Consider the following 25,971-nt stretch of genomic DNA (forward strand, 5'->3'; position numbering starts at 1 on the left):
GTGCGGCGGATGACTGCTCGACCTGAGAACGCGCATCAGGCACGACTGCTTCGTCTGCTGCGGGACAAAGGGTCCAACTCTCGCGCCCAGCTGGGCGATCAGGTCGATCTGTCGCGGTCCAAACTGGCCGTGGAGGTGGACCGGCTCCTGGAGACCGGGCTGGTGGTCGCGGACGGACTGGCCCCCTCCCGGGGCGGCCGGCGCTCGCACAACATCCGGCTCGCGCCGACACTGCGCTTCCTCGGCGTCGACATCGGCGCCACGTCGATCGATGTCGCCGTCACCAACGCGGAGTTGGAGGTCCTTGGGCATCTGAACCAGCCGATGGACGTGCGTGAGGGGCCGGTCGCGGTCTTCGAGCAGGTGCTGGCGATGGCCGCCAAGTTGCGGGCGACGGGGCTCGCGGAGGGTTTCGACGGTGCCGGGATCGGTGTTCCGGGTCCGGTCCGTTTCCCCGAGGGTGTTCCGGTGGCGCCGCCGATCATGCCGGGCTGGGACGGTTTTCCGGTGCGGGAGGCGCTCAGTCAGGAACTCGGCTGTCCGGTGATGGTCGACAACGACGTGAACCTGATGGCGATGGGGGAGCAGCACGCGGGCGTCGCCCGTTCCGTGGGCGACTTCCTCTGCGTCAAGATCGGCACCGGTATCGGCTGCGGCATCGTCGTCGGCGGCAATGTCCACCGCGGTGTCACCGGCAGCGCCGGCGACATCGGGCACATCCAGGTGGAGCCGGGGGGCCGCGCCTGTGTGTGCGGCAACCGGGGCTGTCTGGAAGCCCACTTCAGCGGTGCCGCGCTGGCCGCCGACGCCGAACAGGCCGCCCGTGAGGGCCGGTCGGCGGAGCTCGCCTCCCGGCTGGAGACAGCGGGACGCCTGAGCGCCGCGGATGTCTCGGCTGCCGCGGCAGCGGGCGACGCCGTGGCCCTGGAACTCATCCGGGAGGGCGGGAAGCGTCTGGGGCAGGTCATCGCCGGACTCGTCAGCTTCTTCAATCCGGGTCTGGTGGTGATCGGCGGAGGTGTGACCGGGCTCGGACACACCCTGCTGGCCAGTGTCAGGACCCAGGTCTACCGGCAGTCCCTGCCGCTGGCCACGGGCAACCTGCCCATCGTGCTGGGCGAGTTGGGACCCGCCGCCGGAGCCATCGGCGCAGCCCGCCTCATCAGCGACCACGTCTTCTCACCCGCCTGACCGCCGCCCGACCCCGACGGCGGACACGGTCCACGACTCGTACCGTGGCAACCCCACGGCGCGCCCTCGCGGCACCTCCAGCACCACACTCACCAACACTTCCAGCAACACACCCAGTAATACTTCGAGCAACACGCTAAGCAACACTTCGGGCAACACACCCAGTAACACTTCGAGCAACACGGTCGGCTACACACCCAGCACTTCCGGCAACATCTCCAGGAACATCTCCCGTGCCGCCGTAGCCGCCGCATGTCGTCGGCGGCCGGCCGCCACCGCTACCTGGTCGCCAGGCCGTCAGGCCTGCCCTGCCCTGCCACGCCCCGGCACCCACGCATCCGCGTACCACGCCCCCGGGCTCCCCAGAGCTGCCCCTGTACCCGAACCCCCCTGTCCAGCCTGCCCGTTCACGGAGCACACCCGCCGAGGGGATCCTTCATGGCACCACAACCACCCCTGCTCACCATGGCCGGCATCACCAAGTCGTTCCCGGGCGTCCGCGCCCTGGACGGTGTGGACCTGGAGGTCCAGCCCGGGGAAGTCCACTGCCTCCTCGGCCAGAACGGCGCCGGCAAGTCCACGCTGATCAAGGTGATCGCCGGCGCCCACCAGCCCGACGGCGGTGAGATCACCTGGCAGGGCGAGCCGGTGACCCTCAGGTCACCGATCGCCGCCATGCGTCTCGGCATCGCCACCATCTACCAGGAACTCGACCTGATCGAGGGCCTGTCCGTCGCCGAGAACGTCTACCTGGGCCACGAACCCACCGCCGCCGGGTTCGTCGTGCGCGGCTCCGCCGCCCGTACGGCGACCGCCCGGTTGCTGCGACGGCTGGGCCACTCGGAGATCGACCCGACCCGGCTCGTCGGTGAACTGTCCGCGGCACAGCAGCAGATCGTCTCCATGGCCCGCGCGCTCTCCCACGAGGTCCGCCTGATCGTGATGGACGAACCGTCGGCGGCACTCGACCCCGAAGAGGTGGACAACCTGTTCAGGATCGTGGGCGATCTGACCGCCGAGGGCGTCGCCGTCATCTACATCTCCCACCGCCTTGAGGAGATCCGCCGCATCGGCGACCGGGTCACGGTCCTCAAGGAGGGCCGGTCGGTCGCGGGCGGGCTGCCCGCCAAGTCGACACCGACCACCGAGGTCGTGGCCCTGATGACCGGACGCAACGTGGAGTACGTCTTCCCCGAGCGCCCCGCCGCCGGATTCGCCGAGGAGAGGCAGCCGGTGCTGACGGTCGAAGGGCTCACCCGGCGAGGGGAGTTCGCGCCCGTCGACCTGGAACTGCGGCCCGGGGAGATCGTGGGCCTGGCCGGGCTCGTCGGGTCAGGACGCAGCGAGATCCTGGAGACGATCTACGGGGCTCGCAAGCCCGACGGCGGCCGAGTCCTCGTCGACGGCACCCCCTTGCGCCCCGGAAGCGTACGGGCCGCCGTCCGCGCCGGCATCGGCCTCGCCCCCGAGGAACGCAAGGCACAGGGCCTGCTGATGCTGGAGTCCGTCAGCAGCAACGTGTCGGTCTCCACCCTGTCCCGGTTCGCCCGCGCGGGCTGGATCGACCGCCGCGGCGAACGCGCCGCCGCACACCGGGCGGTACGGGAACTGTCCCTGCGGCCGGACAACCCCGACGCCGCGATCAGGACCCTGTCCGGCGGCAACCAGCAGAAGGCCGTACTCGCCCGCTGGCTGTTGCGGGGCTGCAAGGTGCTGCTTCTGGACGAGCCGACCAGGGGCGTCGACATCGGTGCCCGGGCGGAGCTCTATGCCGTGATCCGCCGGCTGGCCGACGAGGGCCTCGCCGTACTTCTCGTGTCCAGCGAGGTGCCCGAGGTCCTGGGACTCGCCGACCGGGTGCTGGTGCTCCGTGAAGGCAGCGTCGTGCACACGGCGGACGCCTGGGAGCTCGACGAGCACCGCGTACTCGATCTTGTGATGGAAGGGAGCCTGACGCCATGACGCAGCCGGCCACTCGGGCACAGCAGGAAGCGCCCACACCCGCCGCCAAGTCCGCGGGAGAGCGGGATAGTTCGCGCCGACCGTGGCTGCGGTGGGACGTGCGCACGCTGTCCCTGCTCGGTGTCCTCGCCGTCCTCGTCGCCGTCGGTGGGATCACCGCACCGGACGAGTTCCTGGCGACGAGCAACCTCCAACTCGTCCTCACCCAGGCGTCCGTGATCGGAGTCGTCACCGTCGGCATGACGTTCGTCATCACCAGCGGCGGGATCGACCTGTCGGTCGGCGCGATGGTGGCGCTCGCCTCGGTGTGGGCGACGACCGTGGCCACGCAGGAGTTCGGCTTCGCGGGCATCCTCTTCACCGCCGTGATCGTCGGCGTGGGCTGCGGTCTGGTGAACGGGCTGCTGATCGCCTACGGCAGGATGGTGCCGTTCATCGCCACGCTGGCCATGCTCGCCTCCGCCCGGGGTCTGGCCTTGCAGATCACGGACGGCAGCACCCAGGTCGTCTCGGTCAAGTCCGTGCTCGACCTCGGCTCCCGTGACTCCTACGTCCTCGGCGTCCCGCCCCTGGTGCTGATCTTCGCCGCGGTCACCGTCATCGGCTGGCTGCTGCTCAACCGCACCACCTTCGGCCGCCGCACGGTCGCGGTCGGCGGCAACGCGGAGGCCGCCCGCCTCGCCGGGATCGACGTGCGCCGCCAACGCCTGTATCTGTACCTGCTGTCCGGGCTGTGCTGCGGCATCGCCGCCTTCATGCTGATCGTGCTCGCCGGCTCGGGCCAGAACACCAACGGCAACCTCTACGAGCTGGACGCGATCGCCGCCGCGATCATCGGCGGCACGCTCCTCAGCGGCGGCCGCGGCACCATCGTCGGCTCCGTCCTCGGGGTGCTGGTCTTCACCACGATCACCAACATCTTCGCCCTGAACAACCTCGAGACCGCTGTCCAGCAGATCGCCAAGGGCGCCATCATCGTCGCCGCCGTGCTGGTCCAGCGCCGCTCGCCGCACGGCGACTCCTGACGCCGGACGGCGGCCCCTGACACCGCCGTCCGGCCCCCTGTCTGCCTCACCCACCGCACACCGCCCAGTCGAAGGGTCGATCCGCCATGGCCAGAACCCCCAACACCAGCCGCAGAGCACTCCTGTTCGGCACCGCGGCCGTCTCCGCCGGTGCCCTGCTGACGGCCTGCACCAGCAACGAGACCAAGGACCAGGAACCGGCCGCGGAGAACGCCCCGGTCGCCGACGACAAGCCCGGCAAGCAGGTCACCATCGGCTTCGCCGGCCCGCAGGCCGACCACGGCTGGCTCAACGCCATCAACGACAACGCCAAGAGCCGGGCGAAGAAGTATTCCGACGTCACCCTGGAGATCACCGAGGGCTCCAACGACACCGCCCAGCAGATCGGCCAGATCCAGACGCTGATCAACAAGAAGGTCGACGTCCTGGTGATCCTCCCGGCCGACGGCAAGGCCCTCACCCAGGTCGGCCTCCAGGCCATGAGGGCCGGCATCCCCGTCGTCAACCTGGACCGCGTCTTCGCCTCTCCGCAGGCCTACCGCTGCTGGATCGGCGGCGACAACTACGGCATGGGCCTCAACGCCGGGCACTACATCGGCGAACAGCTCAAGGACAAGAAGAACGCCAAGGTCGTCGAACTCGCCGGCCTCGACAACCTCGAACTCACCCAGCAGCGCACCAAGGGCTTCGACGACGCCCTGAAGAACTACCCCAACATCAAGAAGGTCGCCCGGCAGGCCGCCGACTTCACGGTCGAGTCCGGGCAGGCCAAGATGGCCCAACTCCTCCAGGCGCAGTCGAAGTTCGACGCGCTGTGGAACCATGACGACGACCAGGGCGTGGGCGCGCTCAGGGCCATCGACCAGGCGGGGCGCGACGACTTCCTGATGGTCGGCGGCGCGGGCGCCAAGTCCGCGATGGACGCCATCAAGGCCGGCGACAGCGTGCTCAAGGCGACTGTCCTGTACCCGCCGACGATGGCCGCCTCCGCCATCGACCTCGCCCGGGCGCTCGGACAGGGCAAGGGCGTGGGCGGTCTCGCCGAGTTCGAGATCCCGTCCTCGCTGACCCTCTACTCGGCCGTGGTCACCAAGGACAACGTCGACCAGTACCTGCCGACCGGCTTCATCTGACCGGGCCGGGCCCAGCGCCCCGCGAAGACAGCGATGAGTCAGTGACACTCCTACGAGGAGGAATCCGGATGGAACAGAGGGACGGTCGGACCGCAGCGCCGGCACTCGGCGTGGGCATGGTCGGCTACGCGTTCATGGGCGCCGCGCACTCACAGGGGTGGCGCACCGTCGGGCACGTGTTCGACCTGCCGTTGCGGCCGGTGCTGGCCGCGATCGCCGGCCGTGACGCGCACGCCGTGCGGGCGGCGGCGGACAAGCACGGCTGGGCCGCGACGGAGACCGACTGGCGCGCCCTCATAGCCCGCGACGACGTACAGCTCGTCGACATCTGCACCCCGGGCGACAGCCATGCCGAGATCGCGATCGCCGCGCTGGAGGCCGGCAAGCATGTGCTGTGCGAGAAGCCGTTGGCCAATTCGGTCGCCGAGGCGGAGGCCATGGTCGCGGCAGCCGAAGCCGCGCGTGCGCGGGGCCAGTTGGCCATGGTGGGCTTCAACTACCGGCGCGTGCCCGCCCTCACCTTCGCCCGTCGGCTGATCGGCGAGGGCCGGCTCGGCGCCTTGCGTCACGTTCGGGTCAGTTACCTCCAGGACTGGCTGGTCGACCCGGACTTCCCGCTGACGTGGCGGCTCCAGCGGGAGCACGCGGGGTCGGGGGCGCTCGGCGACCTCGGCGCGCACATCGTGGACCTCGCCCAGTTCCTGACGGGTGAGGCGCTGGTCGGCGTCTCCGCCCAGCTGGAGACCTTCGTCAGGGAGCGCCCCCGCCTCGACGGCGCCTCCTCGGGTCTGACCGCGTCGGGCGGTGCCCGGCGCGGGCCGGTGACCGTGGACGACGCGGCGGTGTTCACGGGTCGGTTCTCCTCGGGGGCGCTCGCCGTGTTCGAGGCGAGCCGGATGGCGACGGGGCGCAAGAACGGCCTGCGGCTGGAGGTCAACGGCGAGTTCGGCTCGCTCGCCTTCGACCTGGAGCGGCTCAACGAGCTGTCCTTCCACGACCATCGGGAGCCCGCCGCCATGGCCGGCTTCCGCAGGATCCTCGTGACCGAGCCCGAGCACCCGTATCTGGAGGGCTGGTGGCCGCCCGGACACGGCCTCGGCTACGAGCACACCTTCGTCCACCAGGCCCGTGACCTGGTCGAGGCCATCGCGACGGGCACCGATCCGATGCCGTCGTTCGCGGACGGGTTGCAGGTTCAGCGGGTGCTGGCCGCGGTGGAGGAGAGCGCCGAGAAGAACTCCGTCTACACGCCCGTCGTCGTCTGAGGAGGGTCTCCGAGATGTCACGTCAGTTCACGCTCTTCACCGGCCAGTGGGCGGACCTCCCCCTGGAGGAGGTCTGCCGCCTGGCCCGGGACTTCGGCTACGACGGTCTCGAACTCGCCTGCTGGGGCGACCACTTCGAGGTCGACAAGGCCCTCGCCGATCCCGGCTATGTGCCCTCCCGTCATCAACTCCTGGAAAAATACGGCCTGAAGTGCTGGGCGATCTCCAACCATCTCGTCGGCCAGGCCGTCTGCGACGCCATCATCGACGAACGCCACCAGGCGATCCTGCCGGGCGAGGTATGGGGCGACGGCGACCCGGAAGGGGTACGGCAGCGGGCGGCGGCCCGGATGAAGGACACCGCGCGCGCCGCGTCCGCCCTCGGCGTCGACACCGTCATCGGCTTCACCGGCTCCGCCATCTGGCACCTGGTCGCCATGTTCCCGCCCGCCCCCGAGGCGATGATCGAGCGCGGTTACGAGGACTTCGCCACCCGCTGGAACCCGATCCTCGACGTCTTCGACGCCCAGGGCGTCCGCTTCGCGCACGAGGTCCACCCCAGCGAGATCGCCTACGACTACTGGACAACCCAGCGCGCGCTGGCGGCCGTTGACCACCGGCCCGCCTTCGGCCTCAACTTCGACCCCTCCCACTTCGTGTGGCAGGACCTGGACCCGGTCGGTTTCCTCTACGACTTCCGTGACCGCGTCTACCACGTCGACTGCAAGGAAGCCCGCAAGCGCCTCGACGGCCGCAACGGCCGCCTCGGCTCCCATCTGCCCTGGGGCGACCCACGCCGCGGCTGGGACTTCGTCTCCGCCGGTCACGGCGACGTCCCCTGGGAAGACGTCTTCCGCATGCTCCGCTCCATCGGCTACGACGGCCCGATCTCCGTCGAGTGGGAGGACGCCGGCATGGACCGGCTCCAAGGCGCCCCCGAGGCACTCGCCCATCTGAAGCGGTTCGACTTCGAGCCCCCGTCGACCTCGTTCGACGCCGCGTTCGGCGGGGGCGACAACTAGCCACCGCCGTCCTGCGATTGACCTTCCCTACCCCCTTCGGAGCCGACCAGGTCCGTGCCCGGCAGCGGTGAGCCGCCGGGCCGGTCCGGGCTGCCCTGATCCTCCTTTGTCCTGGTCCGGGAAGAAGTTCGCCTTCTTCGTGCACAAGGGGTTCCGGCCAAAGACGAACGGGGCTACGGTCCCTTCGTGCACAGGAACCACACAGTGGTCCGAGACTGACCCGCACCGCGCAGGGCCAAGTGCCCCCAGGTATCCCGCAGTTCTCATCGGCGGCCCTCTGCCGCCCCCTCGCACGCCGTAACCGCGCCCACCACGGAGAAGCACTCCCAGGCCGCGGCCAAAGCCGCCCCAATGCCGGCGGTGGGCGACAGGCCCCGAGCCTCGCCCACCGTCCTCCACACCACATCGGCACATCGACATGGCAGGGAGGCAGCCCGTGAACAACGACGGGAACGCAGCGCAGCCCCAGAACGGGGAGCCGACCGCACGCACCGGCGTCTGGTTCGTCGGGGCCCGCGGATCGGTGGCCACCACCGCCGTCGCCGGATGCGCGGCCGTCACCGCCGGGCTGCACCCGCCGACCGGCATGGTCACCGAGACCCCGCCCTTCGACGGCGCCGGCCTGCCGCCCCTGTCCTCGCTCGTCTTCGGCGGCCACGACACCGCCCACGCCCCGCTGCCCAAGCGGGCCGAACACCTCACCGACGCGGGCGTCCTGCCCCACGGCCTCGCCCCCGCCGTACGCGCCGAACTCCAGGCCGCGGACGAGGAGATACGGCTCGGCGGCCCCCTCCCGGACGACGCGCGCGACGACGACGAACTCATCACGGACTTCGCCGCCGACCTCACCTCGTTCCGCGCCCGTAACGCACTGGAGCGGGTGGTCGTCGTCAACGTCTCCTCCACGGAGGCACTGCCCGCGCCCGACGCCGTACGCCTGCCGCCCAGCTCCCTCTACGCGGCCGCCGCCGTGCGAGCCGGCTGCCCCTACGTCAACTTCACACCGTCCACCGGCCTGCGCACCCCGGCCCTCACGGCCGCCGCCGCTCGTGCCGGACTTCCCCACGCGGGCCGGGACGGCAAGACCGGCCAGACGCTGCTGCGCGCCGTGCTCGCCCCGATGTTCGTCCAGCGCGCCCTGCACGTACGCGCCTGGTCGGGCACCAATCTGCTGGGCGGAGGCGACGGCGCCGCGCTCGCCGACCCCGGCGCGGCAGCGGCGAAGAACGCCGGCAAGGAACGCGTCCTGGCCGACACCCTCGGGCACACCCCGCAGGGCGAGGTGCACATCGACGACGTACCGGTGCTCGGCGACTGGAAGACCGCCTGGGACCACATCGCCTTCGACGGCTTCCTCGGCTCGCGCATGATCCTCCAGACCATCTGGCAGGGCTGCGACTCGGCCCTGGCCGCACCCCTGGTCCTGGACCTGGCCCGGCTGGCCGCACGCGCCCACGAGGCGGGCCTGTCCGGCCCCCTCCCGGACCTCGGCTTCTACTTCAAGGACCCCGATGCCGGCCCGTCCGGCCTCGCGGAGCAGTTCGCCGCGCTGCTGTCGTTCGCCGACCGACTGCGGGAGGCCCGGTGATCCGCCGCCTGCGGAACCGCCTCGTGCCGGTGCGCCCCACAGAGCCCGCCGGACCGGGTCGCGGACGCCGCCCGCGCCTGCGGGACTGGGCCGAACTGCTGCGTGTCTCCGCGCTGTTCACCGTCCCCGGCGACGCCCTGGCCGGCGCCGCGGCCACCGCTGCGCGGCCCAACCGGGGCACGGCGTACGCCATGGGCGCCTCACTCTGCCTCTACGAGGCGGGCATGGCGCTCAACGACTGGGCCGACCGCGACGAGGACGCCCTCGACCGCCCGCAACGACCCATCCCTTCCGGCCGTATCGCCCCGACGGCCGCACTGGGCGCGGCCGGACTCCTGACCGTGGCGGGCCTGACACTCGCCGCCCGCGCGGGCCGCCCCGCACTCGCGACGGCGACGGCCCTCACCGCCACGGTCTGGGCGTACGACCTCCGGCTCAAGCACACCGCGGCGGCCCCGGCGGCGATGGCCGCGGCCCGCGCCCTGGACCTGCTGCTCGGCGCGACGGCCACCCTGACGTCCCCTCAAGGGCACGGCGCCTCCTCCGCATCCGACGCCGCCCGCCGCAGCGCGGCCCCCTCCCTCGCCCTGGCCGCCCACACCTACGCCGTCACCGCCGTCTCCCGGCACGAGACGCACGGCGGCTCCTCACGCACCCCCCTCGCCGCCCTCGGCGCGCTGACCACGCTCGGCGCGCTGCTGGCCCGCACCCACCCGACGGCCGGGCACCTCCCGACGCTGACGACCGCCGCATACGTCCGCACCGGCGCCCTCCTCAACCTGCACGCCGCCCTCAACCCGTCCCCGCCCCTCACCCAGCGCGCCGTGGGCGGCGGGATCCGCGCCCTGATCCCGCTCCAGGCCGCGCTCGCCGCCCGGTCCGGGGCGAACGGCACCGCCCTCGCCCTCCTGGGGCTCGTCCCCGTGGCCCGCACGCTGGCACGGAAAGTGAGCGTCACATGAGCCGCCACCAGCGCCTCCGCCTCGGTTACGGCACCAACGGCCTCACCGATCTCCGTCTCGACGACGCCCTCGGCCTCCTCGCCGACCTCGGCTACGACGGCGTCGGACTGACCCTCGACCACATGCACCTCGACCCGCTCGCCCCCGATCTCGTCGCCCGTACCGCCCACGTCGCCCGTCGGCTCGCCGCGCTCGGCCTCACCGCGACCGTCGAGACCGGCGCCCGCTACGTCCTGGACCCGCGCCGCAAACACGGCCCGTCGCTGCTCGACGCGGACCCCGAAGGGCGTGCCGCCCGCACCCGGCTGCTGCTCACCGCGGTCAGGGTCGCGGCGGACCTCGGAGCCCACGCCGTGCACTGCTTCAGCGGCATCACGCCTCCCGGCACCGACGCCGACACCGCGTGGCAGCGCCTTCAGACGGCGCTCACACCCGTGCTCGACACCGCGTCAGCCGCCGGCGTACCGCTGGCCATCGAACCCGAACCGGGCCACCTTCTCGCCACCCTCGACGACTTCCACCGACTTCGCCGCATGCTCGACGACCCGGAGCCGCTCGGTCTGACCCTCGACATCGGCCACTGCCAGTGCCTGGAGGCGGAGCCGCCCGCCGACTGCGTCCGGGCGGCCGGGCCCTGGCTGCGGCATGTGCAGATCGAGGACATGCGGCGCGGGGTGCACGAGCATCTGCCGTTCGGCGACGGCGAGATCGACTTCCCGCCCGTCCTGGACGCCCTCGCCGCCACCGGCTACCAGGGCCTGACCGTCGTGGAACTGCCCCGCCACTCCCACGCCGGACCCGAACTGGCCCGCTCCTCCGTGGAGTTCCTCCGCACCGTCGAAGCCACCACCACGAAGGGGGTGCCGGCAGCATGACGCGACCCCTGCCCTGGACCCGCGACACCGTCACCGCGGCGTTGCCCACCGACGGCGCCCGCAGCTGGTTCGCCGAAGCCTTGGCGGACGCGGCACAGGTATCACCGACCGTCACCTCCTGGGAGCTGCGGTTCGCCGCCGCCGGGCGGCACTGCGGCAACGACCAAGCCGACGCCGTCCGGACACTGCTGCTGGTCGAGGCCAGGGCGGGGGCCAAGACCCTGAGCCGGCTCTACCGGCACGGCAGCGCCGCCGAACGCCGCGCCGTACTGCGGGCGTTGCCCGCCCTGGTCGAAGGGCCGCACGCCGTGCACCTCGTCGAGGACGCGCTGCGCAGCAACGACACCCGGCTGATCGCCGCCGCCGTCGGCCCGTACGCCGCAACCCATCTCGATCCGCACGCCTGGCGGCACGCCGTCCTGAAGTGCCTGTTCACCGGAGTCTCCCTCGACGCGGTCGCGAACCTCGCGCAACGGGCTGCCGGTGACGGCGAACTGGCCCGCATGCTCACCGACTACGCCGCCGAGCGGACGGCAGCCGGCCGCGACGTCCCCGACGACCTCGGCCGCGTGCTGACGCTGACGGACGAAGAGCCCACGGACGAAGAGCCCAAGGAGCTGTGATGCGCATCTTCGACCCGCACATCCATATGACGTCCCGCACCACCGACGACTACCGGGCGATGTACGCCGCAGGCGTCCGCGCCGTCGTCGAACCCTCCTTCTGGCTCGGCCAGCCCCGCACCTCGCCCGCCTCCTTCCTCGACTACTTCGACGCCCTCCTCGGCTGGGAGCCCTTCCGCGCCGCCCAGTACGGCATCGCCCACCACTGCACCCTCGCCCTCAACCCGAAGGAGGCCAACGACCCGCGCTGCGTACCCGTCCTGGACGAACTGCCCCGCTATCTCGTCAAGGACGGCGTCGTCGCCGTGGGCGAGATCGGCTACGACTCCATGACACCGGCCGAGGACACCGCGCTGGCCGCCCAGCTCCAACTCGCCGCCGACCACGGCCTGCCCGCCCTCGTGCACACCCCGCACCGCGACAAGCTCGCCGGTCTGCGCCGCACCCTCGACGTCGTCCGGGAGTCCTCGCTCACCCCGGACCACGTCCTGGTCGACCACCTCAACGAGACCACCGTCAAAGAGGCCAAGGACAGCGGCTGCTGGCTCGGCTTCTCCGTCTACCCGGACACCAAGATGGACGAGGACCGCATGGTGGACATCCTGCGGGGCTACGGAACGGAGAAGGTCCTCGTCAACTCGGCGGCCGATTGGGGGAGAAGCGATCCCCTCAAGACCCGCAAGGTCGCCGACGCCATGCGCGCGGTCGGATTCACCGAGGACGACGTCGACCAGGTGCTGTGGCGCAACCCCGTCGCCTTCTACGGACTCAGCGGACGGCTGAGCCTCGACGTCCCCGAAGCCGAGGGCTCGCACGAGGGCAACTCCATTCTGCGCGGGGGCGAATAGCCCATGCGCTTCCGCCACCCCGACGGCTCCGTCGTCCACCTCGCCTACTGCACCAACGTCCATCCCGCCGAGACCCTCGACGGCGTCCTCGCCCAACTGCGCGACCACTGCGAGCCGGTCCGCAGATGCCTGGGCCGCGACCGCCTCGGCATCGGCCTGTGGCTGGCCAAGGGCGCGGCACACACGCTGATCACCGACCCGGTGGCCCTGCGGGGCCTGCGCGCCGAACTGGACCGGCGCGGGCTGGAAGTGGTGACGCTGAACGGCTTCCCCTACGACGGGTTCGGCGCCGAACAGGTCAAGTACCGCGTCTACACACCGGACTGGGCCGACCCCGAACGCCTCGCGTACACCGCCGACCTGGCCCGGCTGCTGACCGCGCTGCTGCCGGACGACGTCACCGAAGGGACCATCTCCACCCTTCCGCTCGGCTGGCGCACCGGCTTCGACGCGCACGCCGCCGCCACCGCCCGCGCGGCGCTGACCACGCTGTCGGGCCAGCTCGACGCGCTGGAGGAGCTGACCGGCAACTCGATCCGTATCGCGCTCGAACCGGAGCCCGGGTGCACGGTGGAGACCACCGCGGACGCGATCGGACCGCTCACGGCGCTGCCCGGCGACCGCATCGGCGTCTGTGTCGACACGTGCCACCTCGCCACGTCCTTCGAGGACCCGGCCACGGCCCTGACCGCGCTCGGGGCGGCCGGCGTCGGCATCCCCAAGGCACAGCTGTCGGCGGCCCTGCACGCCGAGGAACCCGGCAGGCCGGAGGTCCGTGACGCCCTCGCCGCCTTCGCCGAACCCCGCTTCCTGCACCAGACCCGCACCCTCACACCCGGCGGCCTGCGCGGCACCGACGACCTCGGCGAGGCACTCGCCGGCGAGTCCCTGCCCGACACCACACCCTGGCGCGCCCACTTCCACGTCCCCCTGCACGCCCCGCCCGCCCCACCGCTGACCTCCACCCTGCCGGTCCTCCAGGAGGCCCTGGCCCTGCTGGTGGGAGGCGTGGAGCCACGCACCCGTCACCTCGAAGTGGAGACCTACACCTGGCAGGCCCTGCCGCCCGAGCTGCGCCCCCGCACCAGAACCCAGCTCGTCGACGGCATCGCCGCCGAACTCACCCTCGCCCGCGACCTGTTGACCGACCTCGGCCTGAAGGAACTCCCATGAGCAGCCGCCCGACTCCGCTCCTGGTCCTCGACGTGGTCGGCCTCACCCCCCGTCTCCTCGACCACATGCCCCGGCTCAAGGCGCTGGCCGGCTCCGGCTCGCAGGCCCATCTGTCCACGGTCCTCCCGGCCGTGACCTGTACCGCCCAGTCCACCTTCCTCACCGGCGCGCTGCCCGCCGAGCACGGCATCGTCGGCAACGGCTGGTACTTCCGCGAGCTCGGCGACGTACTGCTGTGGCGTCAGCACAACGGACTGGTCGCCGGCGACAAGCTCTGGGACGCCGCCCGCCGCGCCCACCCCGGCTACACGGTCGCCAACATCTGCTGGTGGTACGCCATGGGCGCCGACACCGACTTCACCGTCACCCCCCGGCCGGTCTACTACGCCGACGGCCGCAAGGAACCCGACTGCTACACCCGCCCACCGTCCCTGCACGACGAACTCACCGAGAAACTCGGCACCTTCCCCCTCTTCCACTTCTGGGGACCGGGCGCGGACATCGTCTCCAGCCAGTGGATCGCCGACGCCACCCGCCACATCATGGCCACCCGTCGGCCGGACCTGACCCTCTGCTACCTTCCGCATCTCGACTACGACCTGCAACGCTTCGGCCCCGACGACCCCCGCTCGCATCGGGCCGCCGCCGAACTCGACGCCGTCATCGGCCCCTTGCTCGACGACGCCCATGCCGAGGGCCGCACGGTCGTGGCCCTGTCCGAGTACGGCATCACCCGCGTCAGCCGCCCGGTCGACATCAACCGCGCCCTGCGCCGCGCCGGCCTCCTTGAGGTGCACACCCAGGACGGCATGGAGTACCTCGACCCGATGGCCTCGCGCGCCTTCGCGGTCGCCGACCACCAGCTGGCGCACGTGTACGTCCGGCGGCCCGAGGATCTGGCGGCCACCCGCGAAGTGCTGGCGGACCTGCCGGGCATCGAGGAGATCCTCGACGACGAGGGCAAGAAGGCCAACGGGCTCGATCACCCGCGCTCCGGGGAGCTGGTCGCGGTCGCCGCGCCGGACGCCTGGTTCACGTACTACTACTGGCTCGACGACGCCCGCGCCCCCGACTTCGCCCGGCTCGTCGAGATCCACCGCAAACCCGGCTACGACCCCGTCGAGCTGTTCCTCGATCCCGAGGATCCCTACGTCCGCCTCAAGGCGGCCAAGGCGGTGGCCCGCAAGAAGCTCGGCATGCGCTACCGCATGGCGGTCGTCCCCCTTGATCCCGCACCCCTTCGCGGCAGCCACGGCCGCCGCCCCACGAGCGACGACGAAAGTCCGCTCGTCCTGGTCTCCACCCCCCGCGCAGTGTCCGGCCGCGTCGCGGCCACCGAAGTGAAATCCCTGCTGCTGCGGCTCGCCGGCCTCTCCTGAGGCGGGCGACCCGCCAGGCATCCGCAGCACTCGCGACAACGAAAGAGAGAACCACTGTGACCGCGTTCAACGACGAAGCCGTCACCGGCGACGCCCTGCGCCGCACCCTCGGCGTCAGCCGCCGCCGTTTCCTCAGCACCTGCACGGCCGTCTCCGCCGCCGCGATCGCCGCCCCGGTCTTCGGCGCCGCTCCCGCCCTGGCGCAGGACAGAGCCGAGGCCGCCGCCGCTGACCGGGGCCGTTCCGCGCTGGTCCCGCCGGACAAGCGGGGCATCATCCTCTACACCGTCCGTGACGCGGTCGGCCGTGACCCGCTCGCCTCCGACCTGCCCTCCGGGTTCCGTGAGGTGTTCCGGCAGCTGTCGCGGTTCGGCTACCGCCAGGTGGAGTTCGCCGGGTACGGCCAGCACGCCAACGCGCCCGGCGGCGCCGACCTGGGCACCGTCCAGGGCGCGAAGCTCCTGCGCTCCTGGCTCGACGAGTACGGCCTGCGGGCACAGGGCAGCCACGGCTACATCCCGCCGTCCTGGCCGCTGACCACCTCCGACCTGGACACCTTCAAGCGCTTCCTGGAGGTGTCCAACATCCTCGGCATGGAACACATGGGGACCGGCGCCGACCCCACCAACACCCCCTACCGGGCCGACTGGGACGTCGCCGCGGAGAAGTGGAACACCCTGGGCGGCATCGCCCGCCGTGAGGGCATCAAGCTGTACACACACAACCACGACGCGGCCTACGACTTCCTGCTCGACGGCGGCCCGCTCGACGACCAGGGCAAGCCCACCCGCAGCTCCGGCATCCGGAAGCTGGAGTACTTCCTGAAGGTGACGGACCGCAAGAACGTCTATCTGGAGCTGGACGTCTTCTGGGCACACGTGGCCCAGTACAAGTTCCACACGTACACCGCCCACGACGGCTCGCGACGCGAGGACGTCTTCGACCCGGCCGCCCTCGTGGTCCGCAACACCAACCGCTTCCCGCTCTTCCACGCGAAGGACGGCGTGATCAACCTCCAGAGCGGCCTGGGCTACGACATGGTGCCGTTCGGCACAGGCGACATCGACTACCGGAAGTTCTTCACCCGGGTGGGCGCGAAGAACTACCACAACCCGATGGTCGAGCAGGACAACGCACCGAGCACGACCGCCCCCGGCCAGTCCCTGGAGTTCGCCAAGGTCGGCTACGACAACCTCGCGGCCCTGCGCGCCTGCAACTGACGCCTTGTCACCCGCCAGTCAGATCAAAGGAGTTCTGCGTGCGTAACAGACGGATCGTCAGCCTCGTAGGGGCGGCCGCGCTGGCCGGAGCCGTCGGGCTGCTGCCCCTTCCCGCAGCCCAGGCCCACCCATCGGACCCCGTACCGCCGACATCGTCGGACTTCCAGAAGGTCACCCTCAACGACCGCCCGGGTGAGCCCATGGCCCTGGCCGTCCTGCCCGACCGGCGCGTGCTGCACACCGCCCGCACCGGAGAGGTCCGCATCCACGACCCCAAGAGCGGCGTGAACTTCCTCGCCGCCGACATGAAGAAGAGCCCCGCCGGGCTCTACCAGCACGACGAGGAGGGCGTGCAGGGCATCGCCGTCGACCCGGCCTTCGCCAAGAACCACTGGGTCTACCTCTACTACTCGCCCCGCCTCGACACCCCCATGGACGACCCGGCCACCGCGGGTGTCAACGAAGGCGACGCGCCGCAGTTCGGCACGGCCGCGGACTTCGCCAAGTACAAGGGCGTCACCCGGCTTTCGCGGTTCAAGCTGGTGGGCAACAAGCTCGACTACGGCACCGAGCAGAAGATCCTCGACGTGCCGGCCGACCGCGGCATCTGCTGCCACGTCGGCGGCAAGATCGACTTCGATCACAAGGGCAACCTGTTCCTGTCGACCGGCGACGACTCCAACCCGTTCTCCTCCGACGGCTACGCCCCGCTCGACGACCGCGCCGACCGCAACCCCGCCTACGACGCGCGGCGCACCGCGGGCAACACCAACGACCTGCGCGGCAAGGTCCTGCGCATCAAGGTCAAGCAACGGGGCGGCTACGCGATACCCGACGGCAACCTGTTCGCCCCGGGCACGGCGAAGACCCGCCCCGAGATCTACGCCATGGGCCTGCGCAACCCGTTCCGCTTCGGCGTGGACGAGAAGACCGGCGAGGTCTACGTCGGCGACTACTCGCCCGACGCCAACACCGCCAACCCGAACCGCGGTCCCGCCGGCCAGGGCCGCTGGATGGTCATCGACCGCCCCGCCAACTACGGCTGGCCGTTCTGCGTGACCCAGGACATGCCGTACCAGGACTACGACTTCGCCACCCAGACCTCCAACGGCGCCTTCAACTGCGCCAAGCCGGTCAACGACTCGCGCCACAACACCGGCCGCAGCGAGCTGCCCCCGGTCGAGGACGCGGAGATCGTCTACGGCTACGGCGCCACCCCGGACTTCCCCGAGCTGGGCACGGGCGGCATCGGCCCCATGGGCGGCCCGGTGTACAGCTATGACAAGCACAACAAGGCCGCCAACCGCTGGCCCCAGTACTTCGACGGCAAGCCGCTCTTCTACGAGTGGACCCGCGACCAGATGAAGGCCATCACCCTCGGCAAGAACAACGAGGTCCAGAAGATCGAGGACGCGATCCCCGGGATCGTCACGGACGGCCCGATCGACGCCGAATTCGGCCCCGACGGCGCGCTGTACGTCCTCGAATACGGCACCGGGTACTTTGCGGAACTGCCCGAGGCCCAGCTCTCCCGCATCGACTTCACCCGGGGCAACCGCACCCCGGAGCCCAAGGTCGCGGCCGACGTGGTCAACGGCACCAGCCCGCTGACGGTCCAGTTCTCCAGCACCGGCACCAAGGACGCCGACGGTGACGCCCTGCGCTACGCCTGGGACTTCGACGCCGACGGCACCGTGGACTCCAGGGAGGCGAACCCGACACACACCTTCGACAAGAACGGCGTCTACGACGCCACGCTGAAGGTCACCGACAGCACCGGCCGCTCGGCCTCCGCCTCGGTTCCCGTCGTGGTCGGCAACAAGGCGCCGGTCGTCTCCCTCACCACCGACCCCGCCCCGCACGGCGGCACGCCGTTCCACTGGGGTGACACGGTCACCTGGCAGGTCACCGTCACCGACGACCAGCCGGTGGACTGCGCCAAGGTCAGCGTCTCGTTCATCCTCGGCCATGACTCGCACGGCCACCCGCTGTCCACGAGCAACGGGTGCTCCGGCTCGTTCAAGACCTTCGTGGACGGCGGCCACTCCGGTTCGGACAACCTCAAGGCGGTCTTCAACGCCAGCTACACGGACACGCCCCCGGCCGGCCTGCCGTCCCTCACGGGCAGCGCCGAGGTCGCCCTGACACCGGCCGACTGACCCCCACCGCCCACACCGTGGCGGGGCGCCACCCTCTGGGGCGCCCCGCCACGCACGCGCGCGGGGACCACGCCGTGCGGCCGAAGAGCGAAGCGATGTCCGACTGTGGACTCGGTCCGGACGGCCCGGACGGTGCACACGTGCCGCGGTGTCCCTCGTACGGTGGGCATGCGGCTCGCGGTCATCACCACCGTCCACCTCAAGGCGGGGGCCTGTCGCAGAGCCTGGCCCTCGGGCACCGTTCGGTGGACATCCGCCGGCAGGTCGACTCCCGCCGCGCGCGACTACGTCCTGCGGCGTAGTCGAACACCGGGCGGCCGGCGATCACCGCTCGCCCACCCTATGCCGATGTCGGCACCGCGACGGCCTCCAGGCGGACGATGACGCTCTTCGACGTGGGTGTGTTGCTGATGTCGGCGACGCTGTCGAGCGGCACGAGGACATTGGTCTCCGGGTAGTAGGCGGCGGCCGAACCCGGGGGAGTGGGATAGCCGACGACTCGGAAGGCGTCCGCGCGGCGTTCCGAGCCGTCGGACCAGATGCTGACCAGGTCGACGAGGCTGCCGTCGGTGAGGCCGAGGCCGGCGAGGTCGGCCGGGTTGACGAGGACCACGCGTCGTCCGCCCTTGATGCCCCGGTAGCGGTCGTCCATGGCGTAGGGAATGGTGTTCCACTGGTCGTGCGAGCGCAGGGTCTGGAGGACCAGGTGGCCCTGGGGCGCCTGGAGTTGGGTGAAGTCGTTCACGCTGAAGACGGCCTTGCCGGTGGGCGTGCGGAACACACGGGAGTTCACCGGGTTGGGCAGACGGAAGCCGCCCGGGCGGCGGACCCGCTCGTTGAAGTCCTCGAAGCCGTCGACCACCCGGGCGATGCGGTCCCGGATGCGGTCGTAGTCGGCCTCGAAGTCGGCCCAGGGGATGTCCGGCGCGGAGCCCAGCACCTTGCGGGCGAGGCGGGTGATGATGGACACCTCGCTCAGCAGCTGCGGGGACGCGGGGGCCAGGCGGCCGCGGGTGGCGTGGACCTCGCTCATGGAGTCCTCGACCGTCATGAACTGCTCCCCGCCCGCCTGCGTGTCGCGATCGCTGCGGCCCAGCGTGGGCAGGATGAGGGCGGTGCGTCCGCACACCGCGTGGGAGCGGTTGAGCTTGGTCGAGATGTGCGCGGTCAGCCGGCAGTTGCGCAGGGCGCGCTCGGTGACGTCGCTGTCGGGCGAGGCCCGCACGAAGTTGCCCGCGACTCCGACGAACACCTTGGCGTGTCCGTCGCGCATGGCCCGGATCGAGTCCACGGAGTCCAGGCCGTGCCGGGTGGGCGGCGCGAAGCCGAACTCGCGTTCCAGGGAGTTCAGGAAGACCTGCGGCATGCGCTCCCAGATGCCCATGGTGCGGTCGCCCTGCACGTTGGAGTGCCCGCGCACCGGGCACACGCCCGCGCCCGGGCGGCCGATGTTGCCGCGCAGCAGAAGGAAGTTGACGACCTCGCGGATGGTGGGCACGCCGTGCTTGTGCTGGGTCAGGCCCATCGCCCAGCAGACGATGACGCTACGGCTGGCCAGCACCCGCTCGTGGACCTGCTCGATCTCGTCCCGGCTCAGCCCGGTGGCCTCCAGCACGGCGTCCCACGACGTCTCCCGGATGTGCTCGGCGAAGGCGTCGTAGCCGGTGGTGTGCGCGTCGATGAACGCGCGGTCCAGGACGGTGCCCGGCTCCTTGTCCTCGGCCTCGACCAGCATCAGGTTCAGCGCCTGGAACAGGGCGAGGTCGCCACCGGGCCGTATCTGGAGGAACTGGTCGGCGATGTCGGTGCCGCGGCCGATGATGCCGCGCGCCTTCTGCGGGTGCTTGAAGCGCAACAGCCCGGCCTCGGGGAGCGGGTTGACGGCGATGACCTCGCCGCCGCGGCGCTTGGTCTCCTCCAGGGCGGAGAGCATGCGCGGGTGGTTGGTGCCCGGGTTCTGGCCCACGACGAAGACGAGGTCCGAGTCGTACAGGTCGTCGAGGCTGACGCTGCCCTTGCCGATGCCGAGGGTCTCGCCCAGGGCCGAACCGCTGGACTCGTGGCACATGTTGGAGCAGTCCGGCAGGTTGTTGGTGCCGAAGGCCCGGGCGAACAACTGGAGCAGGAAGGCGGGTTCGTTGGCGAGGCGGCCGGAGGTGTAGAACAGGGCCTCGTCCGGGTGGTCCAGGGCGCGCAGTTCACCGGCGAGGAGGTCCAGGGCCTCGTCCCAGCCGATCGGCTCGTAGTGGGTCGCGCCCTCGCGCAGCACCATCGGCTCGGTCAGACGGCCCTGCTGGTTGAGCCAGTGGTCGGACTTCCGGCTCAGCTCGTCGACGGAGTGCTGCCGGAAGAAGTCGGCGCTCACCCGGCGGGAGGTGGCCTCGTCGGCGATGTGCTTGGCGCCGTTCTCGCAGTACTCGTTGCGATGCCGCTTGCCGGGAGCGGGCTCCGGCCAGGCGCAGCCCGGGCAGTCGAAGCCCTTGGTCTGGTTGATGTTGAGCAGGGTCAGCGCGGTGCGCCTCGGCGACGTCTGGCCGAGCGCGTACTGGAGCGCGTGCACGACGGCGGGGGCGCCGGTGGCCCAGGTCTTGGGGGCCGACACCGACAGTTCGCCCTCGTCCGGTCCGTCTTCGCCGAGATCCCGCATCACGCCCACGCCCTTTCCGCCCTGTCCTGTCGCCCACTCTTCGCCCGTACGTCGGGCCAGGTCAAAGCGGTAGTTCCGATCACCTGAGAGGCGTCACCGATCACCGCCGCCGCCGAGGAGACCGGCGCCGGGGGCGGGAACGTGGATCATTGGAGGGTGCTGCTGCGCCAACTCGAATACCTCGTCGCCCTCGCCCGCGCCCGCCACTTCGCGAGGGCGGCCCAGGCCTGCTACGTCTCCCAGCCGACCCTGTCCGAGGGCATCCGGAAACTGGAGGACGAACTCGGCGTCCCCCTGGTCCAACGGGGCCGCCGTTTCGAGGGGTTCACCCCGGAAGGCGAACGGGTCGTCATGTGGGCGCGGCGCATCCTCGCCGACCGGGACGCGATGCGGGGCGAGCTCCAGGCCCTGCGGGCCGGTCTTAGCGGGCGGCTGCGCATCGGCACCGTGCCCACCGCCGCCACGGCGGTCGCGCTGCTGACCCAGCCGTTCTGCGCCGCCAACCCCCTCGCCACGGTGCAGGTCTTCGCCGACCTGCGGTCCGAGGACATCGTCAACCGGCTCAGGGCCTACGAACTCGACGCCGCCGTGACCTACCACAGCACCGTCGTCGACCATGGCTTCACATTCGTCCCGCTGTACCAGGAGCGGTACGTCCTGCTGATCCAGCGCTCCGCTCCCGAGTCGGGGCCCGCGGAGATCGCATGGGAGGAGGCGGCGCACTACCCGCTCTGTCTGTTGCACCCCGGAATGCAGGGGCGTCAGGTCATCGATGCGGCCTTCGAGTCGGTGGGCGTCTCGGTGACCCCGCGAGTGGAGACCGACTCGATCGCCTCCCTGTTCGCGCAGGTCAGGGCCGGTCAGTGGGCGAGCGTCGTCCCGCACGCCTGGCTGCATGTCTTCGGCGTCCCGCCCGGCATGCACGCCGTCCCGCTCGTCGACCCGGTACGCACCGAGCAGATGGGCCTGGTCCTGCCCGCCCGCGAGCCGCTCTCCCCGCTCGGCCAGGCCCTCCTCGACGTCACGGACCGCACGGTCGTCGCAACGACGCTGGAAGGCCTCCCCGGCGCCCACTGAGCGGGAGCGCCGCCGGCGGCCATCCGAGGGCCCGGAAAACGGCGACCGCCGTCCTTGATCGTGAACACGGACACGAAGGGTTTGCCGTAGGAGTGTCCGGCGTGCCCGTGCACGGCGCACTCCAGGACGACCACCGACCTGTCGGTGTCGTGATGGAGCGCCTCGTTGGGCGGCTACTCGAAGCGGTCGTACGGATCTCCGGGCGGCCGGTGGTGCGGGCCCGCGCCTGGTATCTCGCCGCGCTCGACACCGGCGCGGTGGCGGGCGGCCCCGAGGAGCGGCTCACCCCGCCCGAGTCACTCGCCTCATGGCCCATGGCGGAGGTCTGGCCCGGCGGCTATATCGCGTCCCTCGATGTCCCCCCATCGCCCCGCCTCGTCCGGGTCGTACGGCCGCCTGGATGTTCCCCAACGTCGACCTGACCGTCCACCTGCACCGGCAGCAGCGCGGCGCCTGGACCGGTCTGGACACCACGGTCACGTTCGGTCCGTCCGGGCAGGGCCTGACCAGCAGCGTCCTGCATGACCTCGACGGCTCGGTCGGCCGGGCGGAGCAGATCCTTACCGTCCGACCCTTGCCGGGCGGGTGAGGGCTGGAGTTCCTGGGGCGGGTCGGGACCGTCGCGTGTTCCGGTTCTGGCCCGCCACTTGGTGGGGAAGTCCCGCGGAACGGCGGCTTCGGAAACCGGGCCGGCGTTTCGCGCATGGTCGTACGCGCGTTCCGACACCACGACCGCCTCCACCGCGCGGAGACCCTGCTGGGCCGGCCGCTGAGCACCACCGAGGGCCGCCCGCGACGGCACTCCGCCCTGACCACCCGGCGCCTGGCACGTGGCTGAGGCCGGGACGTCCGCCGCTCTCGCGGTCAGGCTCGGCGGGCGTTCGACGTCAGGCGGTCGGCGAGCGCGATGACGAGGTCGCGCAGTTCGGCGGGGCGCTCGATGACGAAGGGCCGGTCGAGTGCGGCGAGTACCGGGGGCAGCCAGTCGAGTCGCTCGGCCCGCAGCTCGACCCGCAACCAGCGCTCGGCCTCCGGGTCCTGGCCGGGCTCGTGCTCCGGCTCCGTCTCGTACGCTTCCAGGCTCGCGACGCTTGCGGGAAGGCGGGCGCGGATCTGCTCGACCGTCCCGTGGATCCGCACGGTCACCTCGTGCCGGTACTCGGCGGTGGCGAAGCCTGACAGCACGCGCTCTGTCGGAGCGGGACCCTCGGGCGCCTCGAACGAGCCGGGCAGGGTCCTCGCGTCGGCGATGCGATCGAGCCGGAACGTCCGGTCCTCGCCGACCTGGGCGTCCTTGCCCGTGACGTACCAACGGCCCCCATGGGCGACGATCCCGTACGCGTGCAGCGTGCGTTCACTGCGCCGTCCCTCGCGGTCGGTGTAGCGGATCGAGACCGGCCTGCGATGGCGTACCGCATCGGCGAGGGTGAGCAGCAGCTCGGCGTCCGGGTGATCCGGCTCGCCGGGCTGCTCCGTGAAGGCGAGCGCCTCCAGGAGCGAGTCGAGCCGGCGGGCGATGCGCTGGGGCAGCACGCGCCGGATCTTCGCCGACGCCGTCTCGTTCGCCGTGCGCTCCGTCGTCGTCAGTTCTGCCCGGCGGCCGGTGACCAGGCCGAGCAGCACGGCCAGCGCCTCGTCGTCACTGAGCATGAGCGGCGGCAGCCGGTAACCGGGAGCCAGCCGGTACCCGCCGTAGCGGCCGCGCACCGACTCCACGGGAACGTCCAGGTCGACCAGCTGCTCCACGTACCGCCGCACGGTGCGCCCTTCGACCCCGAGACGGTCGGCCAGCTCGGCCACGGTTCGGATGCCGCCCGACTGCAACAGCTCCAGGAGTGTCAGCACGCGGCCGGTGGGACGAGGCATGTTCGCAGCCTAACGCCGATACAGGACCGATTCTGTCCTGTATCTCTCCTAGCCTGCGACGTGCACGCCCTCACACCTCCAGAACAGCCAAGGAGATCTCCCATGGACATGGACTTCGTGTCGATCCGCATCATCACCGGCGACGTCGCACGCCTCGTCGACTTCTACGAGCGAGCCACGGGGGTGCGGGCGACGTGGGCCACCGAGGACTTCGCCGAACTCAGGACCGCGGGCGCGACCCTCGCGATCGCCGGCACCCGCACCGTCCCGCTGTTCGCCCCCGGCTCCGCCCGCCCGGCGGACAACCACAGCGTGATCACCGAGTTCCGCGTCGAGGACGTGGACCGCGTCCACGAGAACCTGACCGGCTTCGTCACCGACTTCGTCGCCGGGCCCACCACGATGCCCTGGGGCAACCGTTCGCTGCTGTTCCGCGATCCCGACGGCAACCTCGTCAACTTCTTCACGCCCGTGACCCCGGCGGCCGTCAAGAAGTTCGCACACTGACGCGAAGCACAGGAGCGGGAGTTCCCGGATCGTCAGGACAGGTCGGGGATGCCTGGACGGGGACGGGCGTTGCGAGGGCAGGATGTACCTGCACGGTACCCGGATCTGACGATCAGTGAGGAGCAGGCCACGATGACCGCCGCCTTCGCCCCCGACGGCACCGAGGTCCAACTGGCCCCCGTCGGCCAGGAGATCGTCTTCGAGAACGAGCATGTACGGGTCTGGGAGATCACCCTGGAGCCCGGCGCCCACCAGCCCTGGCACCAGCATCTCAACCCGTACCTCGTCATCGCCCTCGAAGCCGCCGACAACCGCATCGACGCCCTGGCCGGCGGCGCACCCCGGCTGGTCCACGAGGAGACCGGCGGGGTCGTCTACCGCGAACCGGGTGAGATCCACATGCTCACCAACCGCGGCACCACGCGCTACCGCAGCCGCCTGGTCGAACTGAAGGACCTCGGTGAGAACGCCACGCAGGACCGCACCTGTGGCTGACTCCGAAGAACTCCCGCGAACCCGCCGACTACGACGGTGCGGACATGTGCCCACGGCTCATCGATGTCGAACAGGCGTAGCGACGGACGATCGGGAGCCACAGGTGCAGATCCCCCATGGTCGCCTCTTCCATACCGGCGCTCACCCTGCGGAAAGGGCCAACCGGTGCGACTCCGATGCCGACAGACGCGGCTGCCGCCAGAACCCGGGCAGCAGTCCCGCAGGGCTCGTGAACCACACCGATTAGTGTCGAGGTATGACGACATCCCTTGCCGGCAGTGCCTTTGACCTCCTCCGCCTCGACGCCGTGGCCGACCAGGAGGCGCTGCGCCAGGTCTACGAGCTTCCCAACGCTGCGGCCGTGCGCAAGCAGATGACCGAACTCACCGATCAGACCAGGCGGTTGATCGGCTGCTCATCGCTGGTCCTGGTCGCCAGCGTGGACGCCGAGGGCAACTGTGACGTCTCCCCGCGCGGTGGCCCCGCCGGCTTCGTCGCCGTCCTGGACTCCCGGACGGTGGCGATACCGGACGCGACCGGCAACAAGCGTCTGGACACCCTCCAGAACGTCATCAACACCGGGCGGGCCGGGCTGCTGTTCGTCATCCCGGGACGTACGACGACGCTCAGAGTGAACGGCCGGGCCTGCGTCTCCACCCGCCCGGAACTGCTCTCGCAGCTGACCGCCGTGGGCAAGCCGCCTGCCACCGCGCTGGTGGTGGGGATCGAGGAGGTCTACCCGCACTGCCCCAAGTCCCTGTTGCGCAGCGGGGCTTGGAAGCCGGAGCAGTGGCTGCCGGCGGACGCCCAGCCGACCTCGGCCGAGGTGACGCTGGCCCAGCTGCGGATGCCGGAGCTGACGATCGCCGACATCGAACAGACGGAGGCGGACTCGCTGAAGTACCGGTACGAGTAGGAGGTCACCTCGATCGCCGGATCGAGACGCCGACGACT

Annotated in this window: 22 protein-coding genes; 20 read left to right on the forward strand and 2 right to left on the reverse strand. The window is 71.0% G+C overall.

The window, feature by feature from the left end; all coding sequences use genetic code 11:
* The first annotated feature begins 9 nt into the window (after nucleotides 1-9).
* The 15 genes from OG866_RS41725 (at nucleotide 10) to OG866_RS41795 (ending at nucleotide 18,425) form a co-directional block, all read left to right on the forward strand.
* A complete protein-coding gene (locus OG866_RS41725) occupies nucleotides 10-1,191 on the forward strand; it encodes an ROK family transcriptional regulator (protein ID WP_329342949.1) in 1,182 nt (393 codons plus the stop codon).
* A gap of 438 nt (nucleotides 1,192-1,629) precedes the next feature.
* Nucleotides 1,630-3,153, forward strand: coding sequence for a sugar ABC transporter ATP-binding protein (locus OG866_RS41730; protein ID WP_329342952.1), 1,524 nt, complete (start codon nucleotides 1,630-1,632; stop codon nucleotides 3,151-3,153).
* The gene (locus OG866_RS41735) at nucleotides 3,150-4,178 is read left to right on the forward strand and encodes an ABC transporter permease (protein ID WP_329342954.1); all 1,029 of its coding nucleotides are present in this window, start codon (nucleotides 3,150-3,152) and stop codon (nucleotides 4,176-4,178) included. Before OG866_RS41730 ends, OG866_RS41735 begins: the two co-directional genes overlap by 4 nt.
* 86 nt (nucleotides 4,179-4,264) lie before the next feature.
* Nucleotides 4,265-5,311: a substrate-binding domain-containing protein gene (locus tag OG866_RS41740; RefSeq protein WP_329342956.1), complete on the forward strand. Its 1,047-nt coding sequence runs from the start codon at nucleotides 4,265-4,267 to the stop codon at nucleotides 5,309-5,311.
* 68 nt (nucleotides 5,312-5,379) lie between these two features.
* Complete coding sequence (locus OG866_RS41745) at nucleotides 5,380-6,576, forward strand: Gfo/Idh/MocA family protein (protein WP_329342959.1); 1,197 nt, start codon at nucleotides 5,380-5,382, stop codon at nucleotides 6,574-6,576.
* 14 nt (nucleotides 6,577-6,590) lie between these two features.
* Complete coding sequence (locus OG866_RS41750) at nucleotides 6,591-7,598, forward strand: sugar phosphate isomerase/epimerase family protein (RefSeq protein WP_329342960.1); 1,008 nt, start codon at nucleotides 6,591-6,593, stop codon at nucleotides 7,596-7,598.
* Nucleotides 7,599-8,034: 436 nt separating this feature from the next.
* Nucleotides 8,035-9,186 carry an inositol-3-phosphate synthase gene (locus tag OG866_RS41755; RefSeq protein ID WP_329342961.1) on the forward strand — a complete coding sequence of 384 codons (1,152 nt, stop codon included), beginning with the start codon at nucleotides 8,035-8,037 and terminating at the stop codon, nucleotides 9,184-9,186.
* Nucleotides 9,183-10,148: an SCO3242 family prenyltransferase gene (locus OG866_RS41760; protein WP_443063619.1), complete on the forward strand. Its 966-nt coding sequence runs from the start codon at nucleotides 9,183-9,185 to the stop codon at nucleotides 10,146-10,148. The genes OG866_RS41755 and OG866_RS41760 overlap by 4 nt, the downstream gene beginning before the upstream one ends.
* A complete protein-coding gene (locus OG866_RS41765; RefSeq protein ID WP_329342962.1) occupies nucleotides 10,145-11,023 on the forward strand; it encodes a sugar phosphate isomerase/epimerase family protein in 879 nt (292 codons plus the stop codon). The genes OG866_RS41760 and OG866_RS41765 overlap by 4 nt, the downstream gene beginning before the upstream one ends.
* Nucleotides 11,020-11,646 (forward strand): EboA domain-containing protein, encoded by a 627-nt coding sequence (locus tag OG866_RS41770; RefSeq protein ID WP_329342963.1) that lies wholly within the window; start codon nucleotides 11,020-11,022, stop codon nucleotides 11,644-11,646. Before OG866_RS41765 ends, OG866_RS41770 begins: the two co-directional genes overlap by 4 nt.
* Complete coding sequence (locus OG866_RS41775) at nucleotides 11,646-12,494, forward strand: TatD family hydrolase (RefSeq protein ID WP_329342964.1); 849 nt, start codon at nucleotides 11,646-11,648, stop codon at nucleotides 12,492-12,494. Before OG866_RS41770 ends, OG866_RS41775 begins: the two co-directional genes overlap by 1 nt.
* Nucleotides 12,495-12,497: 3 nt before the next feature.
* Nucleotides 12,498-13,667, forward strand: a complete 1,170-nt coding sequence (gene eboE, locus OG866_RS41780; RefSeq protein WP_329342965.1) for a metabolite traffic protein EboE — start codon at nucleotides 12,498-12,500, stop codon at nucleotides 13,665-13,667.
* The gene (locus OG866_RS41785) at nucleotides 13,664-15,046 is read left to right on the forward strand and encodes a nucleotide pyrophosphatase/phosphodiesterase family protein (RefSeq protein ID WP_329342966.1); all 1,383 of its coding nucleotides are present in this window, start codon (nucleotides 13,664-13,666) and stop codon (nucleotides 15,044-15,046) included. The genes eboE and OG866_RS41785 overlap by 4 nt, the downstream gene beginning before the upstream one ends.
* A gap of 56 nt (nucleotides 15,047-15,102) precedes the next feature.
* Entirely contained in the window at nucleotides 15,103-16,266 is a 1,164-nt protein-coding gene (locus OG866_RS41790; RefSeq protein ID WP_329342967.1) for a sugar phosphate isomerase/epimerase family protein, read from the forward strand.
* 38 nt (nucleotides 16,267-16,304) lie between these two features.
* On the forward strand, nucleotides 16,305-18,425 hold the full coding sequence (locus OG866_RS41795; protein ID WP_329342969.1) for a PQQ-dependent sugar dehydrogenase: 2,121 nt from the start codon (nucleotides 16,305-16,307) through the stop codon (nucleotides 18,423-18,425).
* A 340-nt stretch (nucleotides 18,426-18,765) separates the two neighbouring features.
* Here OG866_RS41795 and OG866_RS41800 read toward each other — a convergent pair whose 3' ends face one another.
* Entirely contained in the window at nucleotides 18,766-21,072 is a 2,307-nt protein-coding gene (locus OG866_RS41800; RefSeq protein ID WP_329342971.1) for an FdhF/YdeP family oxidoreductase, read from the reverse strand.
* Between the two features lie 156 nt (nucleotides 21,073-21,228).
* On the opposite strand from OG866_RS41800, the gene OG866_RS41805 reads away from it, so the two are divergent.
* Together OG866_RS41805 and OG866_RS41810 are read left to right on the forward strand one after the other, a co-directional pair.
* Nucleotides 21,229-22,149 (forward strand): LysR family transcriptional regulator, encoded by a 921-nt coding sequence (locus tag OG866_RS41805; protein ID WP_329344538.1) that lies wholly within the window; start codon nucleotides 21,229-21,231, stop codon nucleotides 22,147-22,149.
* 226 nt (nucleotides 22,150-22,375) lie between these two features.
* The gene (locus tag OG866_RS41810) at nucleotides 22,376-22,738 is read left to right on the forward strand and encodes a hypothetical protein (protein ID WP_329344539.1); all 363 of its coding nucleotides are present in this window, start codon (nucleotides 22,376-22,378) and stop codon (nucleotides 22,736-22,738) included.
* A gap of 275 nt (nucleotides 22,739-23,013) precedes the next feature.
* Here OG866_RS41810 and OG866_RS41815 read toward each other — a convergent pair whose 3' ends face one another.
* The gene (locus OG866_RS41815) at nucleotides 23,014-24,015 is read right to left on the reverse strand and encodes a helix-turn-helix transcriptional regulator (protein ID WP_329342973.1); all 1,002 of its coding nucleotides are present in this window, start codon (nucleotides 24,013-24,015) and stop codon (nucleotides 23,014-23,016) included.
* 108 nt (nucleotides 24,016-24,123) lie between these two features.
* Between OG866_RS41815 and OG866_RS41820 the strand changes: the two genes are divergently transcribed.
* From OG866_RS41820 to OG866_RS41830, 3 genes are all read left to right on the forward strand, one after another.
* Nucleotides 24,124-24,522, forward strand: a complete 399-nt coding sequence (locus OG866_RS41820; protein ID WP_329344540.1) for a VOC family protein — start codon at nucleotides 24,124-24,126, stop codon at nucleotides 24,520-24,522.
* A 132-nt stretch (nucleotides 24,523-24,654) separates the two neighbouring features.
* Complete coding sequence (locus OG866_RS41825) at nucleotides 24,655-25,017, forward strand: hypothetical protein (RefSeq protein WP_329342974.1); 363 nt, start codon at nucleotides 24,655-24,657, stop codon at nucleotides 25,015-25,017.
* A 256-nt stretch (nucleotides 25,018-25,273) separates the two neighbouring features.
* The gene (locus OG866_RS41830) at nucleotides 25,274-25,933 is read left to right on the forward strand and encodes an MSMEG_1061 family FMN-dependent PPOX-type flavoprotein (protein WP_329342976.1); all 660 of its coding nucleotides are present in this window, start codon (nucleotides 25,274-25,276) and stop codon (nucleotides 25,931-25,933) included.
* Nucleotides 25,934-25,971 lie beyond the last annotated feature (38 nt).

This window comes from Streptomyces sp. NBC_00663 (assembly GCF_036226885.1).
In the GTDB taxonomy this organism is placed as follows: domain Bacteria; phylum Actinomycetota; class Actinomycetes; order Streptomycetales; family Streptomycetaceae; genus Streptomyces.